The organism is Pseudomonas sp. S3E12 (assembly GCF_001702295.1).
Classification (GTDB): domain Bacteria; phylum Pseudomonadota; class Gammaproteobacteria; order Pseudomonadales; family Pseudomonadaceae; genus Aquipseudomonas; species Aquipseudomonas marginalis.
The window spans coordinates 402,215-420,043 of sequence record NZ_MBDT01000002.1 but is presented as its reverse complement, the minus strand read 5'-3'; the positions used below and the strand labels follow the sequence as shown (position 1 = coordinate 420,043).

Genomic DNA, 17,829 nt, shown 5'->3' with positions numbered 1-17,829 from the left:
ACACCCGCCGCTTTGCCAGCCACCGCCAATATAATTTTACCTACAGCGTAGGCTTGGGCCTGGATGCCAAGGTCAACGACCGCATCACCTTTGGCACAGGTTGGCGCTACGTGGACATGGGCCGTATCGAGACCGGCTACAACACCTTCTCCAACCGGATAAACGCTCGTGATGAACAGCTCAAGGGCAAGCTCAGGGAGCAGAACGTATTCTTTGAAACCCGCGTTTCCTTCTGACCGGTAACAGGGCATGCCACCGTTCAAGCGACATGTCCGTGTCCGTGGCATGACGATTCATTCACAGGCGACAGGCTATATTCAGTCTAACCGTGCCACCATGCCGGGACTGAACCCTCGCTTACTCATCGCCAATCTGAAACGGATGCCTTCGTCGTCATGAGCCAACAGCCCTTTCTGCCGTTCTCCAAACCCACCATCGATGAAGCCACCATCTCGGCGGTCGGCGATGTACTGCGCTCGGGCTGGATCACCAGTGGGCCGAAAGTGCAGGCGTTCGAAGCACAGCTGTCGGAATACTTTGGCGGCCGGCCGGTGCGCACCTTCAACTCGGGTACTTGCACCATGGAGATCGCCTTGCGTATCGCCGGTATCGGGCCCGGCGATGAAGTCATCACCACACCGATCTCCTGGGTCGCAACAGCCAACGTGATCCTGGAAGTAGGCGCCACGCCGGTATTCGCCGACATCGACCCGGTCACCCGCAATATCGACCTGGCCCAGGTGGAAGCCGCAATCACCCCGCGCACCAAGGCGATCATCCCGGTGTACCTGGCCGGCCTGCCCCTGGACATGCCGATGCTGTACGCACTGGCCAACAAGTACAACCTGCGCATCGTCGAAGACGCCGCCCAGGCCCTGGGCTCCAGTTGGGATGGCGAACGCATCGGCTCCACCGGGGACTTTGTATCGTTCAGCTTCCAGGCCAACAAGAACATCACCTCTTCCGAGGGCGGTTGCCTGGTGTTGAACAATGCCGAAGAAGCCCGCCTGGCGGAAAAATACCGCCTGCAGGGCGTCACCCGCACCGGCTTCGACGGCCTGGACGTGGATGTACTGGGCGGCAAGTTCAACATGACCGACATCGCTGCAGCCATCGGCCTGGGGCAGTTTGCCCACATCGAGAAGATCACCGCCCATCGCCAGCACCTGGCCCGGCACTACTTCAAGTGTTTTGGTAGTGACTTCGAGGAAAAGTACGGCGCGCAACTACCGCCGGCCGACTTCGAAAACAGCAACTGGCACCTATTCCAGTTGGTGCTGCCGGAGCGCCAAGACGGCCTGCCCGCCCGCGCGACCTTCATGGAAAAAATGCAGGCACAGGGTGTTGGCATTGGCTATCACTACCCGCCGATTCACCTGCTGAGCCTTTATCGGGCACAGGGGTTCAAGGAGGGTATGTTCCCGGTCGCGGAAAAGGTTGGACGTTTGATCGTGTCGTTGCCGATGTTCACGGCGATGACAGAGGCAGATGTGGAGCGGTCGGTGGCGGCGGTAAAGGCAGTCCTGAAGGCGGACTGAACACTCACGGCCCAGCACGGTTGAATGTGGGAGGGAGCAAGGCCCCTCCCACAGGGGGCTCGCGCTTACTCGCCGATGACTGCTTTGTAGCCAGCCGCATCCAGCAGTTTTTCCAGATCAGCCGGGTTGCTTGGCTTGAGCTTGAAGATCCACGCGCCGTAAGGGTCGGAGTTCAGCAGCTCAGGGCTAGCACTCAGCTCCTCGTTGACGGCAATCACTTCACCGGCAACCGGGGCATAGATATCCGAAGCAGCCTTCACCGACTCAACCACACCCGCCTGGCCTCCGGCTTCAAACGTAGCGCCGACTTCGGCCAACTCAACAAACACCACATCACCCAAAGCTTCCTGAGCATGGTCGGAGATCCCGACGGTCACCGTACCGTCAGCTTCCAGACGGGCCCATTCGTGACTTTCGGCAAAACGCAGGTCGGCAGGGATATCGCTCATAGTCTGTGTCCTCAAGAAGAAATGTCAGCAGCCATTGGCCTGCCGGAAATAGTTAGATCAAAGTTTTGCCATGGCGCACGAAGGTCGGTTTGACCACTCGAACCGGGTACCACTTGCCGCGGATTTCCACTTCGGCCCGATCGGCAGTCGCCGTCGGTACACGCGCCAGGGCAATGGATTTGCTCAGCGTAGGTGAGAAACTACCACTGGTGATCTCCCCTTCGCCAACATTGGCGATGCGAACCACCTGGTGAGCGCGTAAAACCCCACGCTCTTCCAGTACCAGCCCGACCAGTTTGAACTGCACACCGGCGGCCAACTCTGCTTCCAGCGCCGCTCGCCCGATGAAATTGCGCTCGGCAGGTTCCCAGGCAATGCTCCAGGCCATGTTGGCCGCCAGGGGCGAAACGTTCTGATGGATGTCCTGGCCGTACAGGTTCATGCCGGCTTCCAGCCGCAGGGTGTCCCGCGCGCCGAGGCCTATGGGTGAAATACCCGCACCGACCAGATCGTTGAAAAACCCCGGCGCCTGATCGGCAGGCAGGACAATTTCCAGGCCGTCTTCGCCGGTGTAACCCGTGCGGGCGATAAACCAATCGCCGTCGGCATGCCCTTCAAAGGGCTTGAGCTGGTGGATCAGGGTGCCGCGAGACTGGGTGACCAACTCGGCAATCTTCTGCCGGGCGTGGGGACCTTGAATGGCAAGCATGGCCAACTCGGGCCGCTCATGCAGGTGCACCTGATAGCTGCCAAGTTGCGCCTGGATCCAGGCCATGTCCTGGTCTCGGGTGGCGGCGTTGACCACCAGCCGGTATCCGGTCTCGGTGCGATAGACAATCATGTCGTCCACCACGCCACCCTGCTCGTTGAGCATGGCGCTGTACAACGCACGGCCACAGCCATGCAAACGCTCGACATCATTGGCCAGCAGGTGCTGGAGCCATTCCTTGGCCTGGGGGCCGGTGATATCGATCACGGTCATATGAGATACATCGAACACCCCGCAGTCGCGCCGCACCTGATGGTGCTCCTCAACTTGCGAGCCGTAGTGCAAAGGCATATCCCAACCGCCAAAATCGACCAGTTTCGCGCCGAGGGCGAGATGCAGGTCATACAAAGGCGTACGCTGTCCCATGGGTTTCTCCTTCCGGGCTTGGCGAAGGTGCGCAGGCCGTTGCCCGTGCCGGACACCTTGAATGACAAGGCCTGCAGCCACGTACAGCGACTCGATCCGAAGGACGGACCGCACCGAATGCCGCGCATTGTAGCCGCAAGCCGTAGGACTGGCACCTAACCGATTGGTCGGGCGGAGCGTCGGATCAGCCCGATGACCGGCAGCAGACCCACCAGCACCAGCGTCAACGCTGGCAGAGAAGCCCGCGCCCACTCGCCTTCGCTGGTCATTTCAAAGATCCGCACCGCCAGGGTGTCCCAGCCGAACGGGCGCATCAGCAGGGTTGCGGGCATTTCCTTGAGCACGTCTACGAACACCAGCAGTGCTGCACTCAGGGTGCCGGGCAGCAACAGCGGCAGATACACTTTGCAAAACAGTCGCGGCCCACTCACGCCCAAACTACGCGCTGCTTCTGGCAACGAAGGCCGGATGCGCGCCAGGCTGTTTTCCAGCGGCCCGTAGGCCACAGCCAGAAAGCGCACCAGATACGCCAGCACCAGCGCCGACAGACTGCCCAGCAACAATGGCTTGCCCGCCCCGCCAAGCCAGCCGGACAGCGGCACCACCAGCTCACGGTCCAGGTAACTGAACGCCAGCATGATCGACACCGCCAGCACCGAGCCCGGCAAGGCATAGCCGACATTGGCCAGGCTGATACCGGAGCGAATCGCCCGGGTCGGCGCCAGGCGGTTGGCGAAGGCCAGTACCAGCGCCACGCTGACCGTGATCAGCGCCGCGATACCACCCAGGTAGAGGGTATGGACGATCAGGCCCGAATAGCGCTCATCCAGGTCGAACCGGCCGCGCTGCCAGAACCAGGCGACCAATTGCAGCATCGGGATGACAAAGGCACAGGCAAACACCAATCCACACCAGGCACTGGCCGCCGCCGCCTTGAACCCGCGCAAGTGGTACAGCGCCTTGCCCCGTGGCCGTTCATTGCTGGATCGACTGGCGCCCCGGGCACGCCGTTCGCCATACAGCACCAGCATCACCACCAACAGCAACAGGCTGGCCAGTTGGGCCGCGCTGGACAGGCTGAAAAAGCCGTACCAGGTCTTGTAGATCGCGGTCGTGAACGTATCGAAGTTGAACACCGACACCGCACCGAAATCCGCCAGGGTCTCCATCAGTGCCAACGCCACCCCGGCCCCTATTGCCGGCCGCGCCATGGGCAGGGCCACATACCAGAATGCCCGCAAGGGCGACTGTCCCAGCACCCGCGCCGCCTCCATCAGGCCTTTGCCCTGGGCGAGGAATGCGCTGCGCGCCAACAGGTACACGTAGGGATAGAACACCAGCACCAGCACAATGATCACGCCGCTGGTGGAGCGCACCCGTGGCAGGCGCAAGCCGGTGCCGAACCATTCGCGCAGCAGGGTCTGCACGGGGCCTGAAAAATCCAGCAAGCCCACAAACACGAAGGCCAGCACATAGGCGGGAATGGCAAAGGGCAGCATCAACGCCCAGTCGAGCCAACGCCGGCCGGGGAATTCGCAGAGGCTGGTGAGCCAGGCGAGGCTGACGCCCAACAGGGTTACGCCGACGCCGACCCCCAGCACCAGGGTCAGGGTGTTGCCCAGCAGCCGCGGCATCTGGGTTTCCCACAGGTGGGACCAGATTTGGGCGTCGATACTTTGCCAGGACAGTACCAGCACGCTCAGCGGCAGCAGCACCAGGGCGGCGACGCTGAAGACCGGCAGGTACCAGCGGCGTTGGGCGGGGTGGGCCAAGGGTGGGTTCTCAATAATGAATATCTTCAAATCACCACAATCCAATGTGGGAGGGGCTTGCCCCCGATGGCAGTGGATCAGTCAACGATGAGTAGACTGACACTCCGACATCGGGGGCAAGCCCCCCTCCACATTTGGATCTGCGGCGTCCTACAAATTGTACTTAGTTCCAGCCCGCCCGATCCATCAGGCGAATGGCTTCAGCCTGGCGCTTGCCCGCCACTTCCACCGGCAATGTATCCGCCACGAACTTGCCCCAGGTCGCCACTTCAGCCGACGGCGGTACCGCCGGGTTGGCCGGGAATTCCTGGTTCACGTCGGCAAAGATCTTCTGCGCCTCAGGCGTGGTCATCCACTCCACCAATGCCTTGGCGGCTTCCGGGTGTGGCGCGTGTTTGGTCAAGCCGATGCCCGACAGGTTCACATGCACGCCACGGTCGCCCTGGTTCGGCCAGAACAGCTTCACCGCCAGGTCAGGCTTCTGCTTGTGCAGACGGCCGTAGTAGTAGGTATTGACGATACCCACGTCGCATTGCCCGGCGTTGATCGCCTCCAGCACGGCAATGTCATCCGAGAACACGTCGGTGGACAGGTTATTCACCCAGCCCTTGACGATTTCTTCGGTCTTGGCCGCACCGTGGGTTTCGATCAGGGTGGCCGTCAGCGATTGGTTGTAGACCTTTTTCGCCGTGCGCAGGCACAGGCGGCCTTCCCACTGTTTGTCGGCCAGGGCTTCGTAGGTGGTCAGGTCACCCGGTTTGACCCGGTCGGTGGAGTACGCGATGGTCCGCGCGCGCAGGCTCAAACCGGTCCAGGCATGCGCCGAAGAGCGGTATTGCAGGGGAATGTTCTTGTCGATTACCGGGGAAGTGAACGGTTGCAGAATGCCCATTTGCTCGGCCTGCCAGAGGTTGCCGGCATCCACGGTGAGCAGCAGGTCGGCGGTGGCGTTTTCGCCCTCGGCCTTGATGCGCTGCATCAATGGCGCTTCCTTGTCGGTGATGAACTTCACCTGTACACCGGTCTTTTGGGTGTAGGCGTCGAACACCGGTTTGATCAGTTCGTCGATACGCGAGGAGTAGACCACCACTTCGTCGGCTGCCTGCACGGTGGTGCTGCCGATCAGGGTGAGTGCCAGGGCAGTCAGGAGGCGCTTGGGTGCCAACATGGGTGCGGTCTCTCATTTGCAAAATAAGCGCAAATGATAGGGACTCACATTTGGTAACGCTCGGCGGAGCCGTTACCAAATGTTGCACAAACCTGTCAGGGCTTGGCCAGGTCCGGCAGATCCCCGCTCAACCCGAGGGCCTGGCGCACAAACACGGCCTTGGCTTCGGGCATCTGGTCGACCATCTTCAACCCGGCATTACGCAACCAGCGCAGCGGCAGTTGATCGGCCTGGAACAAGCGCTCAAAGCCTTCCATCGCCGCCATCAGGGCCAGGTTATGGGGCATGCGTCGGCGCTCGTAACGGCTGAGCACCTTCACATCGGCCAGACGTTCACCGCGCTTGGTGGCCGACAACAACACTTCGGCCAGCACCGCCGCATCGAGGAAACCCAGGTTGACGCCCTGCCCGGCCAATGGATGGATGACATGGGCGGCGTCGCCGATCAATGCCAGGCCCTCGGCCACATAGCGTTTGGCGTGGCGCTGACGCAAGGGTACGCACACACGCGGATCGGCGCTGATCACGCTACCGAGGCGCCCTTCAAAGGCGCGCTCCAGTTCACGGCAGAAGCTTTCATCATCCAGCGCCATCAGGCGTTCGGATTCAACCGGCGTAGTCGACCAGACGATCGAGCACCAATCTTGCTGCCCGTCCCGCTCCAGCGGCAAAAACGCCAGCGGACCGGTGTCGGTAAAGCGTTGCCAGGCCGTGCGCTGGTGCGGCTGGCTGCTGCGCACGCTGGTAACGATGGCGTTATGCAGGTAGTCCCATTCACGGGTCGCGGTGCCGGTCAGGCGGCGCACGGCGGAGTTGGCGCCATCGGCGGCCACCACCAGCGGCGCGCGCAATTTTCGGCCATCGGCCAGGGTCAGCAACCAGTCATCGCCGGAACGGCGCATCTGCTCCAGGCGCGCATTCGCCAGCAGGCCCAGGTCGCAGTCGTGCAGACGTTCGAGCAAGGCATCCTGGACCACGCGGTTCTCGACGATATGCCCGAGCACTTCGGCATGCACACTGGCCGCCGAAAAGTGGATCTGCCCGGTGCCGCTGCCGTCCCACACCTGCATCTCGCCGTACGGGCTGGCGCGTCGTTCAACGATGCCATCCCACACACCGAGGCGCTCGAGGATGCGCTGGCTGGCTGCCGACAAGGCACTCACACGGGGTTCGAAGGCCGCCTCGCGGTCGAACGGCTTGACGCTCAGCGGGCTGCCGTCGAGCAGCAGCACTTGCAGGCCGCTGCCTTGCAATGCCAGCGCCAGGGCGCTTCCGACCATTCCGGCCCCGACAATCAGCACATCTGCGCGCCTGTCCATGCTTTAAGCCTGTCTCGCTGGCGGCTTGCACCGCACGTAAAAGGATTGATGAGTCTCACGCATCGGGACGCGTCCCCAGGCCCATGGCCTGACGGGCGAACCAACGCTTGGCCGGCGGCAACAGGTCCAGGCCCAGCAGGCCCATATTGCGGCCCAGGGCGACCAGCGGTTGCGCGCTGCCAAACAGCCGCGTGACCTGGTCGGAGAAACCCACGGTCAACTTCTGATCCATGCGCTGACGCTCGCGATAAGCCTGCAACGTCGCCAGGTCACCCGGCACCGCCGGCCCGGCCAGCAAGGCCTCGGCCAAGGCGTGCGCATCACGCAGGGACAGGTTGAACCCCTGCCCGGCAATCGGGTGCAGGCTGTGGGCGGCATTGCCGAGGATCGCCAGGTGCGAGCGCACTTGCTCTTCGGCTTCCACCAGGGTCAACGGATACAGATGACGGGCGCCGACTTGCTTGAGGGTGCCCAGGCGGTAGCCGAATACGCCCTGCAATTCACTCAGGAAGCTGCGTTCATCGAGATTGGCCAGGCGCTGTGCGTCCATGCCGATACGGGTCCATACCAGTGCGCAACGGTTGTCCGGCAGCGGCAGCAGGGCCATCGGGCCTTCATCGGTGAAACGCTCGAACGCTTCGCCGTTGTGGGCTTCGCTCGGAGTGATGTTAGCGATCAGCGCGCTCTGGTTGTATGGGCGGGTTTTCACGCCAATGCCCAGTTGCTCGCGCAGGCCGGAGCGGCCGCCGTCGGCGAGCACCGCGAGGTCGCATTCCAGCACGGTTTCATCGTTGAGGGTCAGGCGGTAGCCATCGGGCAGCGGCTCCATGCGTGTGACTTCCGCCGGGCAGCGCCAACTCACCACGTCCTTGTCCAGGCCTTGCCACAGGCATTGGCCGAGCCAGGCGTTTTCCACCACATAACCAAGGGCCGGCACGCCCTCCTCCATGGCGGACAGTCGCGCGGTGGAGAAGCGTCCACGGTCCGACACATGGATCTGCTTGATCGGCTCGGCGCGGCGCGAGATCTGCTGCCACAGGCCCAGGCGCTGATAAATCTGCCGGGCGCCGTAGGACAGCGCCGAAGACCGCGCATCGTAGCTCGGCTGGTAGCTGTCGCCGGGCGCGAAGGCTTCGATCAGCACGATCTTCCAGCCACGCGCCTTGGCACCGGCCTGCAACGCCAGCGCCAGGCTCGCGCCCACCAGGCCGCCACCGATAATCGCCAGGTTGACCCGGCTCATCGGGCGGCCGCCATCAGGGCTTCGATTTCAACGACGCTCTTGGGGGCGCCGCCGGTCAGGATTTCACAGCCTTGCTTGGTCACCACCACGTCGTCCTCGATACGTACACCAATGCCACGCCATTTTTTCGCGACGGTCTGGTTATCCGGCGAGATATAAATGCCCGGTTCCACCGTCAGCGCCATGCCAACTTCCAGCACACGCCACTCGCCACCCACCTTGTACTCGCCGACGTCATGCACATCCATTCCCAGCCAATGGCCGGCGCGGTGCATATAGAAGGGTTTGTAGGCTTCACTGGCGATCAGTTCGTCGACGTCGCCCTTCAGCAACCCCAGCTTCACCAGCCCGGCAGTGATGACCTGCACCGTCGCCTCGTGGGCCTGGTTCCAATGCTTGTTCGGCGCGATCTCGGCAAAGGCGGCTTCCTGGGAAGCCAGCACGATTTCATAGATCGCCTTCTGTTCCGGCGAAAATTTGCCATTGACCGGCCAGGTGCGCGTGATGTCGCTGGCGTAACAGTCGATTTCGCAACCGGCATCGATCAGCACCAGGTCACCGTCCTTGAGCACGGCGTCATTCTGCTGGTAATGCAGGATGCAGCTGTTGCGCCCGGTGGCGACGATGGAGCCATAGGCCGGCATCTTCGCGCCGCCCTTGCGGAATTCGTAATCCAGTTCGGCTTCCAGGCTGAACTCATGCAAGCCGGCGCGGCTGGCCTGCATGGCCTTTACATGGGCCGCGCAGGAAATTCGCGCTGCCTCGCGCATCACCTTCACTTCTGCCGCCGATTTATACAGGCGCATGTCGTGGAGCAGATGATCCAGGGCAACAAACTCGTTCGGTGGCTGGGCGCCAAGGTGCGCTTTGGAGCGGATGACGTTGATCCACTCCATCAGGTGCCGATCGAATTCGGCGTTGCTGCCCATGGCCGAATACACCCGGTCGCGGCCTTCGATCAGGCCGGGCAGGATGTCGTCGATATCGGTGATGGGGAAGGCATCGTCGGCGCCAAAGTCACGGATGGCACCTTCGGTACCGGCACGCAGGCCGTCCCACAATTCGCGCTCGGCATTGCGTTCGCGGCAGAACAGCACGTACTCGCCATGCTGGCGACCGGGCATCAGCACGATCACCGCTTCTGGTTCGGGGAAACCGCTCAGGTACTGGAAGTCACTGTCCTGGCGATAGACGTGCTCCACATCGCGATTGCGGATCGCCACGGCGGCAGCCGGCAGGATCGCGATGCTGTTGGGTTCCATCTGCGCCATGAGCGCCTTGCGACGCCGGGTGTATTCCGCTTTGGGGATATGGATCATGGGCAGATGGGCTTCCTTTCTCTTTTAGTGCAGCGAAGGCTTGGGTGCAGCAGGCTCAGCGGACTTCCTGGTCTCGGTGAACAGCAGCAATGGCGCGACGCGCAGGTATTCCATGACTTCCATGTAGTCGCCTTCGCCGTCTTCGGATTCTTCCAGGGCATCTTGCACCTGGGAGATGGCCGCCAGGTCCTGCAGCACTTCCTTGGCGTCGGTGCTCAGCTCCAGGCCGCCGGCATTCACGCCGAAACCGTGGAGGAAGCCCTGGCACCATTGGCCCAGTGCGGCGGCGCGTTCGGGGAGCGGTGCATCGTCGGTCGGCAGCAGCAGGACCACGGTGACGTCATCACCGGTCAGTTCGCCCTTGACCATCTCTTGCAGGCCGATCAGCGCGTTGCGCACGTTGTCGGTCGGTTCGGTTTCCAGCAGCTCGGCCACATCGGCCAGCCAGTTGTCGGCATCAAAGCCAACACCGGTGCAACTGCGGCCGAGCAGCACGCCATGCAGCTCGGCGGGCGAGCAAGGATGGCCGCTGGTGCTCAGCAGTTTGGAAAAAGCATCGTACGGGGAGTTCTGAATGGGCATGGTGAGCTAGGCGCCAGACGGCGCAATGTCTAGAATGGAGCGCTGTATCCTAGCACCGGCAGACGTACCAAGACTATCGAGGGCGTCAGATCGTTTATCCTGCAGTTGCCATTCATCAGACAAATCCAGTGGAACCCAATGGAAGACACCGACCTGCAAGCGCTGATGGCCAGACTCGAATTGCTAATTACTCGGGTCGAGCAACTTAAGAGTCAAAACGGACTCCTATTAGCTCAGGAAAAGACCTGGCGCGAGGAACGCGCTCACCTCATTGAAAAAAACGAAATCGCCCGGCGTAAGGTCGAATCGATGATTTCGCGCCTGAAGGCCCTGGAGCAAGACTCATGAGTTCAAGCAATAGCGTCACCGTGCAGATCCTCGACAAAGAATATTCGATCATCTGCCCCCAGGAAGAGCGCAACAACCTGGTGAGCGCCGCCCGCTACCTGGACGGCAAGATGCGTGAAATCCGCAGCAGCGGCAAAGTCATCGGCGCCGACCGCATCGCCGTGATGGCCGCACTGAACATTACCCACGACCTGCTGCATAAGCAGGAACGCCCTGACGTACAGGCCAGCGGCTCGACGCGCGAGCAGGTGCGCGACCTGCTCGAACGCGTCGACCTGGTGCTTTCCAGCGACACAGAGCAACCCAAGGGCTGATTGCCGCGACTGTTTAAGGTATACTCGCCCCACTCCCTGGCGTGCTTGCCAGTCGGCGATGTCCCGGAGCCGATTCGCACTACCCTGGAAGTTGCACGTTGGGCTGGTGTGCATGTCCGCTAGACGGAAAGCCTTAAAGCCTACTGCTTCTTCCACCTTGAACTTTCGGGTTCAAGGGCTGAGTCGACAGCGGCTCTGTCGGGGAGCCTGAATTCCAGAACTCAATGCCAGTCCCCGGACTGGCATTGTTTTATGAGCCGAAAAACCATGAACGAACCTGCGCCGCTTTCCCGTCCGCACCTTCGACGCATGTTGCGCAAAGCCCGCCGCGCCCTCACGCCCAGCGAGCAGCGCCAGGCCGCCCATGGCCTGTATCGGCAACTGGCACAGCACCCGCTGTTTCGCCGGGCCAAACATATTTCCCTGTATCTACCGACGGACGGTGAAATCGATCCGCGCCTGCTGCTGCGTGCGGCACAGCGCCGGGGCAAGGCCACTTACCTGCCGGTGCTCAGCGCCTGGCCACGGACCAAGATGGTGTTCCAGCGCGTGAAGCCTGGGGAAACGTTGCTGCCCAATCGCTTTCGCATTTTGGAGCCACGGGTCAACGCCAGGCGCCAGCGCAAGGTATGGGCGCTGGATCTGGTGTTGCTGCCGTTGGTGGGGTTCGATGATGCCGGTGGCCGCCTGGGCATGGGCGGCGGTTTCTACGACCGCAGCCTCGCCTATCTGGCACGCCGCAAAAGCTGGCGCAAGCCGGCGCTGCTGGGCCTGGCCCATGAATGTCAGAAGGTTGATCGATTGGCACAGGCCAGCTGGGATGTGCCGTTGGCTGGCGCCGTTACCGACAGGCAGTGGTATGTCGCAGAAACGCCGCAGGAAGCTACGGCGTCTTGAAGAAGGGTCAGCGCTTGAAGGGTTGCGGCTGCTGAACCAGTTCGACTGGCGCATCGGTCTTGTTCGACCACAAGCTTTGCGCATACCCGGTGGTCACGACGCCCAGACCAAACAAAATCACCAATATCCATAGTAAATCCGGTTTACGTTGCATCGATTGCCCCCCTTCAGGCATCTCGTACACGATGACAACAACGTTCCAAAGTAGTCCGTTGCAGCTGCGTCAAGCTTAAAATCCCGGCATTCTGCGATAACGTGAACCAACACGCAAACCTTGACGCCAACCGACTGTCGGTTTGTCATCAAATTGCCTGACAACTTGCCCACCGCCTTTTTCAGGAGCGCAAAAATGGCCTACTGGCTGATGAAATCCGAGCCCGACGAACTCTCCATCAACGGCCTGGAAACGCTGGGCGAAGCGCGCTGGGACGGGGTCCGCAACTACCAGGCACGCAACTTCCTGCGCGCCATGGCGGTGGGTGACCAATTTTTCTTCTACCACTCCAGTTGCCCCGAGCCCGGCATTGCCGGCATCGGCAAGATCATCGCGGCCGCCTATCCGGACCCTACCGCGCTGGAGCCGGACAGCCATTACTTCGACGCCAAGGCCACCCCGGAGAAAAACCCGTGGAGTGCGATCAATGTCGCGCACGTCCAGACCTTTCCCAAGGTGCTGGGCCTGGGCTATCTGAAACAGCAAACCGCCCTCGCCGAATTGCCCCTGGTACAAAAGGGCAGTCGCTTGTCCGTGATGCCGGTCACGGCAGAACAATGGGCGGCGGTGCTGGCACTGCGCTGACCAGAACCCTGCGGTCACGCTCCCGGCGCATGCATCTGCACCTGAACCGGGTTAGGCTTGCGCTTCATTTGACCGGCATCAACGCCCCTCGGGCTGCCTCGGTCAAACTAGGACGCTAACGCCGCAGGATGCACCCATGTCGATCACGCCCCGCTCCTCCCACCTGTTTGCCGCTTTGTTGATTGCCTTGTTGCTCGCCGCCGGCGGCTTCGGTTACTGGAAGTCCACCCAGGATCGCCTGCCCGAAGGCTTGGGCATGGGCAACGGCCGCCTGGAATCCACCGAAGTGCAGATCGCCGCCAAGATCCCCGGTCGCCTGGCGGAGGTGCGGGTGGATGAAGGTGACAAGGTGCTCAAGGGCCAGTTGCTGGCGCGCATGGACACCCGCACCCTGGAAGCCCAGCGCGCCCAGGCCGAAGCCGAAGTGCTGCGCGCCAGGGAAAACTTCGCCGCCGCCGAGGCCAATGTGCAACTGCGCCAAAGCGAGCAACTGCTGGCCAACCAGGAACTCAAGCGCACCCAGGAACTGTACAAGCGCGGCTTTGCCAGCAGCCAGTTGATCGACCAGCAGCAGGCCCGCCAGAACACCGGCAACGCCGCCGTGATCGCCGCGCAAGCCCAGGTCAATTCGGTCAAGGCCGCCATCGGTGCCGCCCAGGCCCAGGTCGCCCAGTTGACCAGCGAAATCGATGACAGCAGCCTGCGCGCGCCCATCGACGGCATTATCCAACTGCGCCTGGCCGAGCCCGGCGAGGTCCTCGGTGCCGGCGGGCGCGTGCTGTTGTTGATCGACCCCGAGGATCAGTACATGAACCTCTACCTGCCCGCCTCCGTCACCGGGCGCCTGACGGTTGGCAGCGACGCACGCATCCTGCTCGATGCCCTGCCCCAGCAACCGCTGCCGGCGAAAATCAGTTTTGTTGCCGCCAAGTCGCAGTTCACCCCCAAGGAAGTGGAAACCCGCGACGAACGCCAGAAACTGGTGTTTCGCGTCAAGCTGCGCCTGACCCAGCCCAGCGCCGTGCCCCAGGCCAAACCGGGCATGCCCGGCGCCGGCTACGTGCGCATGGCTGACATCGACTGGCCGGCCAACCTGCAATGACCGGCCTGGCGCTGCACGCCACCGCCATCAACCACCGTTACGGCAAGCAGCAGGCCTTGATCGACATCGCCTTCAGCCTGCCCACCGGCACCCGCTGCGGACTGATCGGCCCGGATGGTGCAGGCAAGTCGAGCCTGTTGGGGTTGATCGCCGGGGTTAAAAAGCTCCAGGACGGCCAACTGGAGGTGCTCGGCGGCTCCATCCAGGACCGCCGCCACCGCAACAGCCTGTACCCGCGCATCGCCTTCATGCCCCAGGGCCTGGGCGGCAACCTGTACCCCGAACTGTCCATCAGCGAAAACATCCGCTTCTTCGCCACGCTGTTCGGCCTGTCCAAAGCCGACTGCGACCAGCGCATGCACAACCTGCTGTTGGCCACCGACCTCGCGCGCTTCGCCGAGCGGCCGGCCGGCAAGCTCTCCGGTGGCATGAAGCAGAAGCTCGGCCTGTGCTGCGCGCTGATCCACGACCCGGACCTGTTGATCCTCGACGAACCCACCACCGGCGTCGACCCGCTGTCGCGGCGGCGCTTCTGGGAACTGGTCGAGACCGTACGCAGCGAGCGCCCGCAACTGACGCTGCTGGTAGCCACCGCCTACATGGAAGAAGCCGAGCAATTCGAACATTGCCTGATGCTTGACCGTGGCAAGCTGATCGCCGACGGGCTCAGCAGCGAACTGGCGGCAGCGACCCCCAGCGGCAAACTGGATGAGGCCTTCACCCACTTCCAGGGCGACAGCGCCCACGACAACCAACCACTGGCGATCCCGCCAAGGGAAAACGCCAACACCGATATCGCCATCGAAGCCCACGACCTGACCCTGCGCTTCGGCGACTTCACGGCGGTGAACAAGGTCAGCTTTGCCATCGGCCGTGGCGAGATCTTCGGCTTCCTCGGCTCCAACGGCTGTGGCAAGACCACCACGATGAAAGTCCTCACCGGGCTGATGCCGGCCACCGAAGGCAGCGCCACGCTGCTGGGCAACCCGGTGAACGCCAAGGACCTGGCCACCCGCAAGCGCGTAGGGTTCATGTCGCAAAGCTTCTCGCTGTATGGCGAGCTGAGCGTGCGCCAGAATCTGGTGCTGCATGCACAACTGTTCGATTTGCCCAAGGCCGACAGCGGCCCGCGCATCGATGAGCTGATCCAGCGCTTCGACCTCGGTGAAGTGGCCGAGCAGCCGTCCGGGGAGCTGCCCCTCGGCCTGCGCCAACGCTTGTCATTGGCCGTGGCGGTGCTGCATCGCCCGGAAGTATTGATCCTCGATGAGCCCACCTCGGGCGTCGACCCGGCAGCCCGGGATGATTTCTGGCGGCTGTTGATCGAGTTGTCCCGTGAACAAGGGGTGACGATCTTCCTGTCTACCCACTTCATGAATGAAGCCCAGCGCTGCGACCGCATCTCCTTGATGCATGCCGGCAAGGTACTGGCCTGCGACACACCGGACGCACTGCAACGGCAATTCAACGGCGACACCCTGGAAGCCGCGTTCGTCACCTGCCTTGAGCAAGCCCAAGGCGATGCCGAACCCGGCACGTCGGCCAAAACCGTCAGCGAAACCCATGCGCCGCCCATCAGCAAGCGTGGTTTCAGCCTGTCTCGCCTGCTGGCCGTGGCCAGCCGCGAAGGCAAGGAATTGCTGCGCGACAAAGTGCGCATGGCCTTCGCCCTGCTCGGTGCGATGTTCATGATGGTGATCTTCGGCTACGGCATTTCCCTGGACGTGGAAAACCTCGCCTTCGCCGTCTACGACCAGGACCAGACGCCACAAAGCCGCGCCTATCTGGAAGCCTTCCGCAGCTCGCGCTACTTCGCCGAGCAGGCGCCGATCCATAACGCCCCTGAATTGCACCGACGCCTGCAACGCTCGGAAATCAAACTGGCCCTGGAGATCCCGCCCGGCTTTGGTCGCGATCTCTATGCCGGGCGCCAACCCACCGTGGCCGCGTGGCTCGATGGCGGCATGCCGTTTCGTGCGGAAACCAGCCGCAACTATGTAGAGGCGGTGCACCAGGGCAACCTGCAGCAACTGGCCGAACTGAGCAGCCTGCCGCGCAGCACCCAGGCAGCCGCCAAACTGGAAACCCGTTTTCGCTATAACCAGGACGTGGTCAGCGTGAATGCCATCGGCCCGGGCGTGATGGCACTGATCCTGGCGTTTATCCCGGCGATGCTCACCGCCCTGGGCATCGTGCGCGAGAAAGAACTGGGTTCGATCACCAACTTCTACGCCACACCCCTGACGCGCCTGGAATTCCTGCTCGGTAAACAGGCGCCTTACCTGGCCGTGAGCCTGGTCAACCTGGCGCTGCTGGTGGCGATGAATCGCTGGCTGTTCGGCGTGCCGTTCAAGGGCAGCGGCCTGACGCTGGCGTTTGGCGGGCTGCTGTATGTGCTGGCCACCACCAGCATGGGCCTGCTGATTTCCGCGTTCACCCGCACCCAGATCGCGGCGATCCTCGGCACCATGATCATCACCAGCCTGCCAACCATCCAGTTTTCCGGGCTGATCGTGCCGCGCTCGTCCCTGGAGGGCGCCGCCGCCTTGATGGGCGCACTGTTTCCGGCCGGGCACTTTCTGGATATTGCCGTGGGCACCTTCACCAAGGCCCTGGATCTGCGCCAGTTGTGGCCGCAATGCCTGGCGCTGTTCGGCTTCTTTATCGGGTTCACCGGGTTGAGCCTGGTCATGCTCAAGAAGCAGGAGGCCTGATGCACAAGCTCGCACACATCTTCCGGCTGGGCATCAAGGAACTCACCAGCCTGCGTCACGACAGCGTCTTGCTGCTGTTTCTGTTCTACGCCTTCACCGTCGCCATCTACATGCCCGCCGCCGGCTCGGTGATCGGCGTGCACAACGCCAGCGTGGCGTTTGTCGATGAAGACCACAGCGCGCTCTCCCGGCAGATGGCCGAGGCGCTGCAACCGCCCGAGTTCCAAGCACCGGCGCCGTTGGCCTATGACCAGCTGGACAAGGTGATGGACAGCGGCCAGTACACCTTCGTGATCAACGTACCGGCCAACTTCCAGGCCGACCTGTTGGCCGGTCGCCAGCCTGGCGTGCAGGTGAACGTCGACGCCACGGCGATGAGCCAGGCGTTCATGGGCGCGGGCTATATCGGGCGGATCTTCCAACGCGAATTGCTCAGCTACAGCGGGCAAACCGACGCCACCCGCCAGGCGCCCGCGCTGCTCACGACCAGAGCACTGTTCAACACCAACCTGGAGGGCGGCTGGTTCCTGGCCGTGATCCAGATCGTCAACAACATCACCATCCTGGCCATCGTGCTCACCGGCACCGCATTGCTGCGTGAGCGCGAGCACGGCACCCTCGACCACCTGCTGGTACTGCCGCTGACCGCACTGGAAATCATGCTGGCGAAAATCTGGAGCAATATGCTGGTGGTGGTGCTGTGCACCTGGCTATCGCTGGAGGTGGTGGTCAAAGGGCTGCTCGGCGTGCCGCTGGCCGGGTCGCTGGGGTTGTTCCTGTTTGTGACTGCCCTGTATCTGTTTGCCAGTACGGCACTGGGGATCTTCCTCGCCACCCTCGCCCGCTCGACGCCACAGTTCGGCTTGCTGGCGATCCCGGTGATTATCCCGATGCTGTTGTTATCAGGCGGCAGCACGCCGCTGGACAGCATGCCCGAGTGGTTGCAGTGGGTGATGCAGGGCTCGCCGTCGACGCACTTTGTGAGCCTGAGCGCAGCGATTTTGTTTCGCGATGCGGGGGTGAGTGTGGTGTGGCCGGACTTGCTGGCGCTGGCGGGGATCGGGCTGTTGTTTTTTGCGGTGGCGTTGGCGCGGTTCAGGAAGAGCCTGGCTTCCTGAACCGCAAGCCAG

At 62.6% G+C, this 17,829-nt stretch carries 17 protein-coding genes, 1 other RNA gene and 1 pseudogene; 10 read left to right on the top strand and 9 right to left on the bottom strand.

Going from position 1 to position 17,829, the window contains the following annotated elements; translation table 11 throughout:
- Both BB029_RS01960 and BB029_RS01955 read left to right on the top strand, forming a co-directional pair.
- Nucleotides 1–236 (top strand): annotated as a pseudogene (locus BB029_RS01960) (porin family protein); the annotation flags it as partial.
- Between the two features lie 159 nt (nt 237–395).
- A complete protein-coding gene (locus tag BB029_RS01955) occupies nt 396–1,538 on the top strand; it encodes a DegT/DnrJ/EryC1/StrS aminotransferase family protein (RefSeq protein ID WP_027608384.1) in 1,143 nt (380 codons plus the stop codon).
- Between the two features lie 65 nt (nt 1,539–1,603).
- Here BB029_RS01955 and gcvH read toward each other — a convergent pair whose 3' ends face one another.
- The 8 genes from gcvH to BB029_RS01915 form a co-directional block, all read right to left on the bottom strand.
- Nucleotides 1,604–1,987 (bottom strand): glycine cleavage system protein GcvH, encoded by a 384-nt coding sequence (gene gcvH, locus BB029_RS01950; RefSeq protein WP_065938049.1) that lies wholly within the window; start codon nt 1,985–1,987, stop codon nt 1,604–1,606.
- Between the two features lie 52 nt (nt 1,988–2,039).
- The gene (gene gcvT / locus BB029_RS01945) at nt 2,040–3,122 is read right to left on the bottom strand and encodes a glycine cleavage system aminomethyltransferase GcvT (RefSeq protein WP_065938048.1); all 1,083 of its coding nucleotides are present in this window, start codon (nt 3,120–3,122) and stop codon (nt 2,040–2,042) included.
- Between the two features lie 155 nt (nt 3,123–3,277).
- Nucleotides 3,278–4,894 carry an iron ABC transporter permease gene (locus BB029_RS01940; protein ID WP_065938047.1) on the bottom strand — a complete coding sequence of 539 codons (1,617 nt, stop codon included), beginning with the start codon at nt 4,892–4,894 and terminating at the stop codon, nt 3,278–3,280.
- Between the two features lie 163 nt (nt 4,895–5,057).
- Nucleotides 5,058–6,062: an extracellular solute-binding protein gene (locus tag BB029_RS01935; protein WP_053127831.1), complete on the bottom strand. Its 1,005-nt coding sequence runs from the start codon at nt 6,060–6,062 to the stop codon at nt 5,058–5,060.
- A gap of 95 nt (nt 6,063–6,157) precedes the next feature.
- Entirely contained in the window at nt 6,158–7,381 is a 1,224-nt protein-coding gene (locus BB029_RS01930) for a 2-octaprenyl-3-methyl-6-methoxy-1,4-benzoquinol hydroxylase (RefSeq protein WP_065938046.1), read from the bottom strand.
- Between the two features lie 55 nt (nt 7,382–7,436).
- Complete coding sequence (gene ubiH, locus BB029_RS01925) at nt 7,437–8,624, bottom strand: 2-octaprenyl-6-methoxyphenyl hydroxylase (RefSeq protein WP_065938045.1); 1,188 nt, start codon at nt 8,622–8,624, stop codon at nt 7,437–7,439.
- Entirely contained in the window at nt 8,621–9,943 is a 1,323-nt protein-coding gene (gene pepP, locus BB029_RS01920) for a Xaa-Pro aminopeptidase (RefSeq protein ID WP_065938044.1), read from the bottom strand. The genes ubiH and pepP overlap by 4 nt, the downstream gene beginning before the upstream one ends.
- Nucleotides 9,944–9,967: 24 nt before the next feature.
- Nucleotides 9,968–10,525 (bottom strand): YecA family protein, encoded by a 558-nt coding sequence (locus tag BB029_RS01915; RefSeq protein ID WP_065938043.1) that lies wholly within the window; start codon nt 10,523–10,525, stop codon nt 9,968–9,970.
- A gap of 138 nt (nt 10,526–10,663) precedes the next feature.
- Here BB029_RS01915 and BB029_RS01910 point away from each other — a divergent pair, with 138 nt between their 5' ends.
- The 4 genes from BB029_RS01910 (at nt 10,664) to BB029_RS01895 (ending at nt 12,084) form a co-directional block, all read left to right on the top strand.
- The gene (locus BB029_RS01910) at nt 10,664–10,873 is read left to right on the top strand and encodes a TIGR02449 family protein (RefSeq protein ID WP_007982902.1); all 210 of its coding nucleotides are present in this window, start codon (nt 10,664–10,666) and stop codon (nt 10,871–10,873) included.
- On the top strand, nt 10,870–11,187 hold the full coding sequence (locus BB029_RS01905; RefSeq protein WP_027608375.1) for a cell division protein ZapA: 318 nt from the start codon (nt 10,870–10,872) through the stop codon (nt 11,185–11,187). The genes BB029_RS01910 and BB029_RS01905 overlap by 4 nt, the downstream gene beginning before the upstream one ends.
- Before the next feature lie 30 nt (nt 11,188–11,217).
- Nucleotides 11,218–11,396, top strand: a non-coding RNA gene (gene ssrS, locus BB029_RS01900) — 6S RNA.
- A gap of 58 nt (nt 11,397–11,454) precedes the next feature.
- Entirely contained in the window at nt 11,455–12,084 is a 630-nt protein-coding gene (locus BB029_RS01895) for a 5-formyltetrahydrofolate cyclo-ligase (RefSeq protein ID WP_065938042.1), read from the top strand.
- A gap of 7 nt (nt 12,085–12,091) precedes the next feature.
- Here the strand turns inward: BB029_RS01895 and BB029_RS33155 are convergent, their stop codons facing one another.
- Nucleotides 12,092–12,238 carry a hypothetical protein gene (locus tag BB029_RS33155; RefSeq protein WP_168166791.1) on the bottom strand — a complete coding sequence of 49 codons (147 nt, stop codon included), beginning with the start codon at nt 12,236–12,238 and terminating at the stop codon, nt 12,092–12,094.
- Between the two features lie 195 nt (nt 12,239–12,433).
- Here BB029_RS33155 and BB029_RS01890 point away from each other — a divergent pair, with 195 nt between their 5' ends.
- The 4 genes from BB029_RS01890 (at nt 12,434) to BB029_RS01875 (ending at nt 17,817) form a co-directional block, all read left to right on the top strand.
- Nucleotides 12,434–12,883 (top strand): EVE domain-containing protein, encoded by a 450-nt coding sequence (locus BB029_RS01890; RefSeq protein ID WP_027608373.1) that lies wholly within the window; start codon nt 12,434–12,436, stop codon nt 12,881–12,883.
- 136 nt (nt 12,884–13,019) lie between these two features.
- Nucleotides 13,020–13,985 (top strand): HlyD family secretion protein, encoded by a 966-nt coding sequence (locus BB029_RS01885; protein ID WP_027608372.1) that lies wholly within the window; start codon nt 13,020–13,022, stop codon nt 13,983–13,985.
- Nucleotides 13,982–16,699, top strand: coding sequence for a ribosome-associated ATPase/putative transporter RbbA (gene rbbA, locus BB029_RS01880; protein WP_065938041.1), 2,718 nt, complete (start codon nt 13,982–13,984; stop codon nt 16,697–16,699). The genes BB029_RS01885 and rbbA overlap by 4 nt, the downstream gene beginning before the upstream one ends.
- On the top strand, nt 16,699–17,817 hold the full coding sequence (locus BB029_RS01875; RefSeq protein WP_065938040.1) for an ABC transporter permease: 1,119 nt from the start codon (nt 16,699–16,701) through the stop codon (nt 17,815–17,817). Before rbbA ends, BB029_RS01875 begins: the two co-directional genes overlap by 1 nt.
- Nucleotides 17,818–17,829 lie beyond the last annotated feature (12 nt).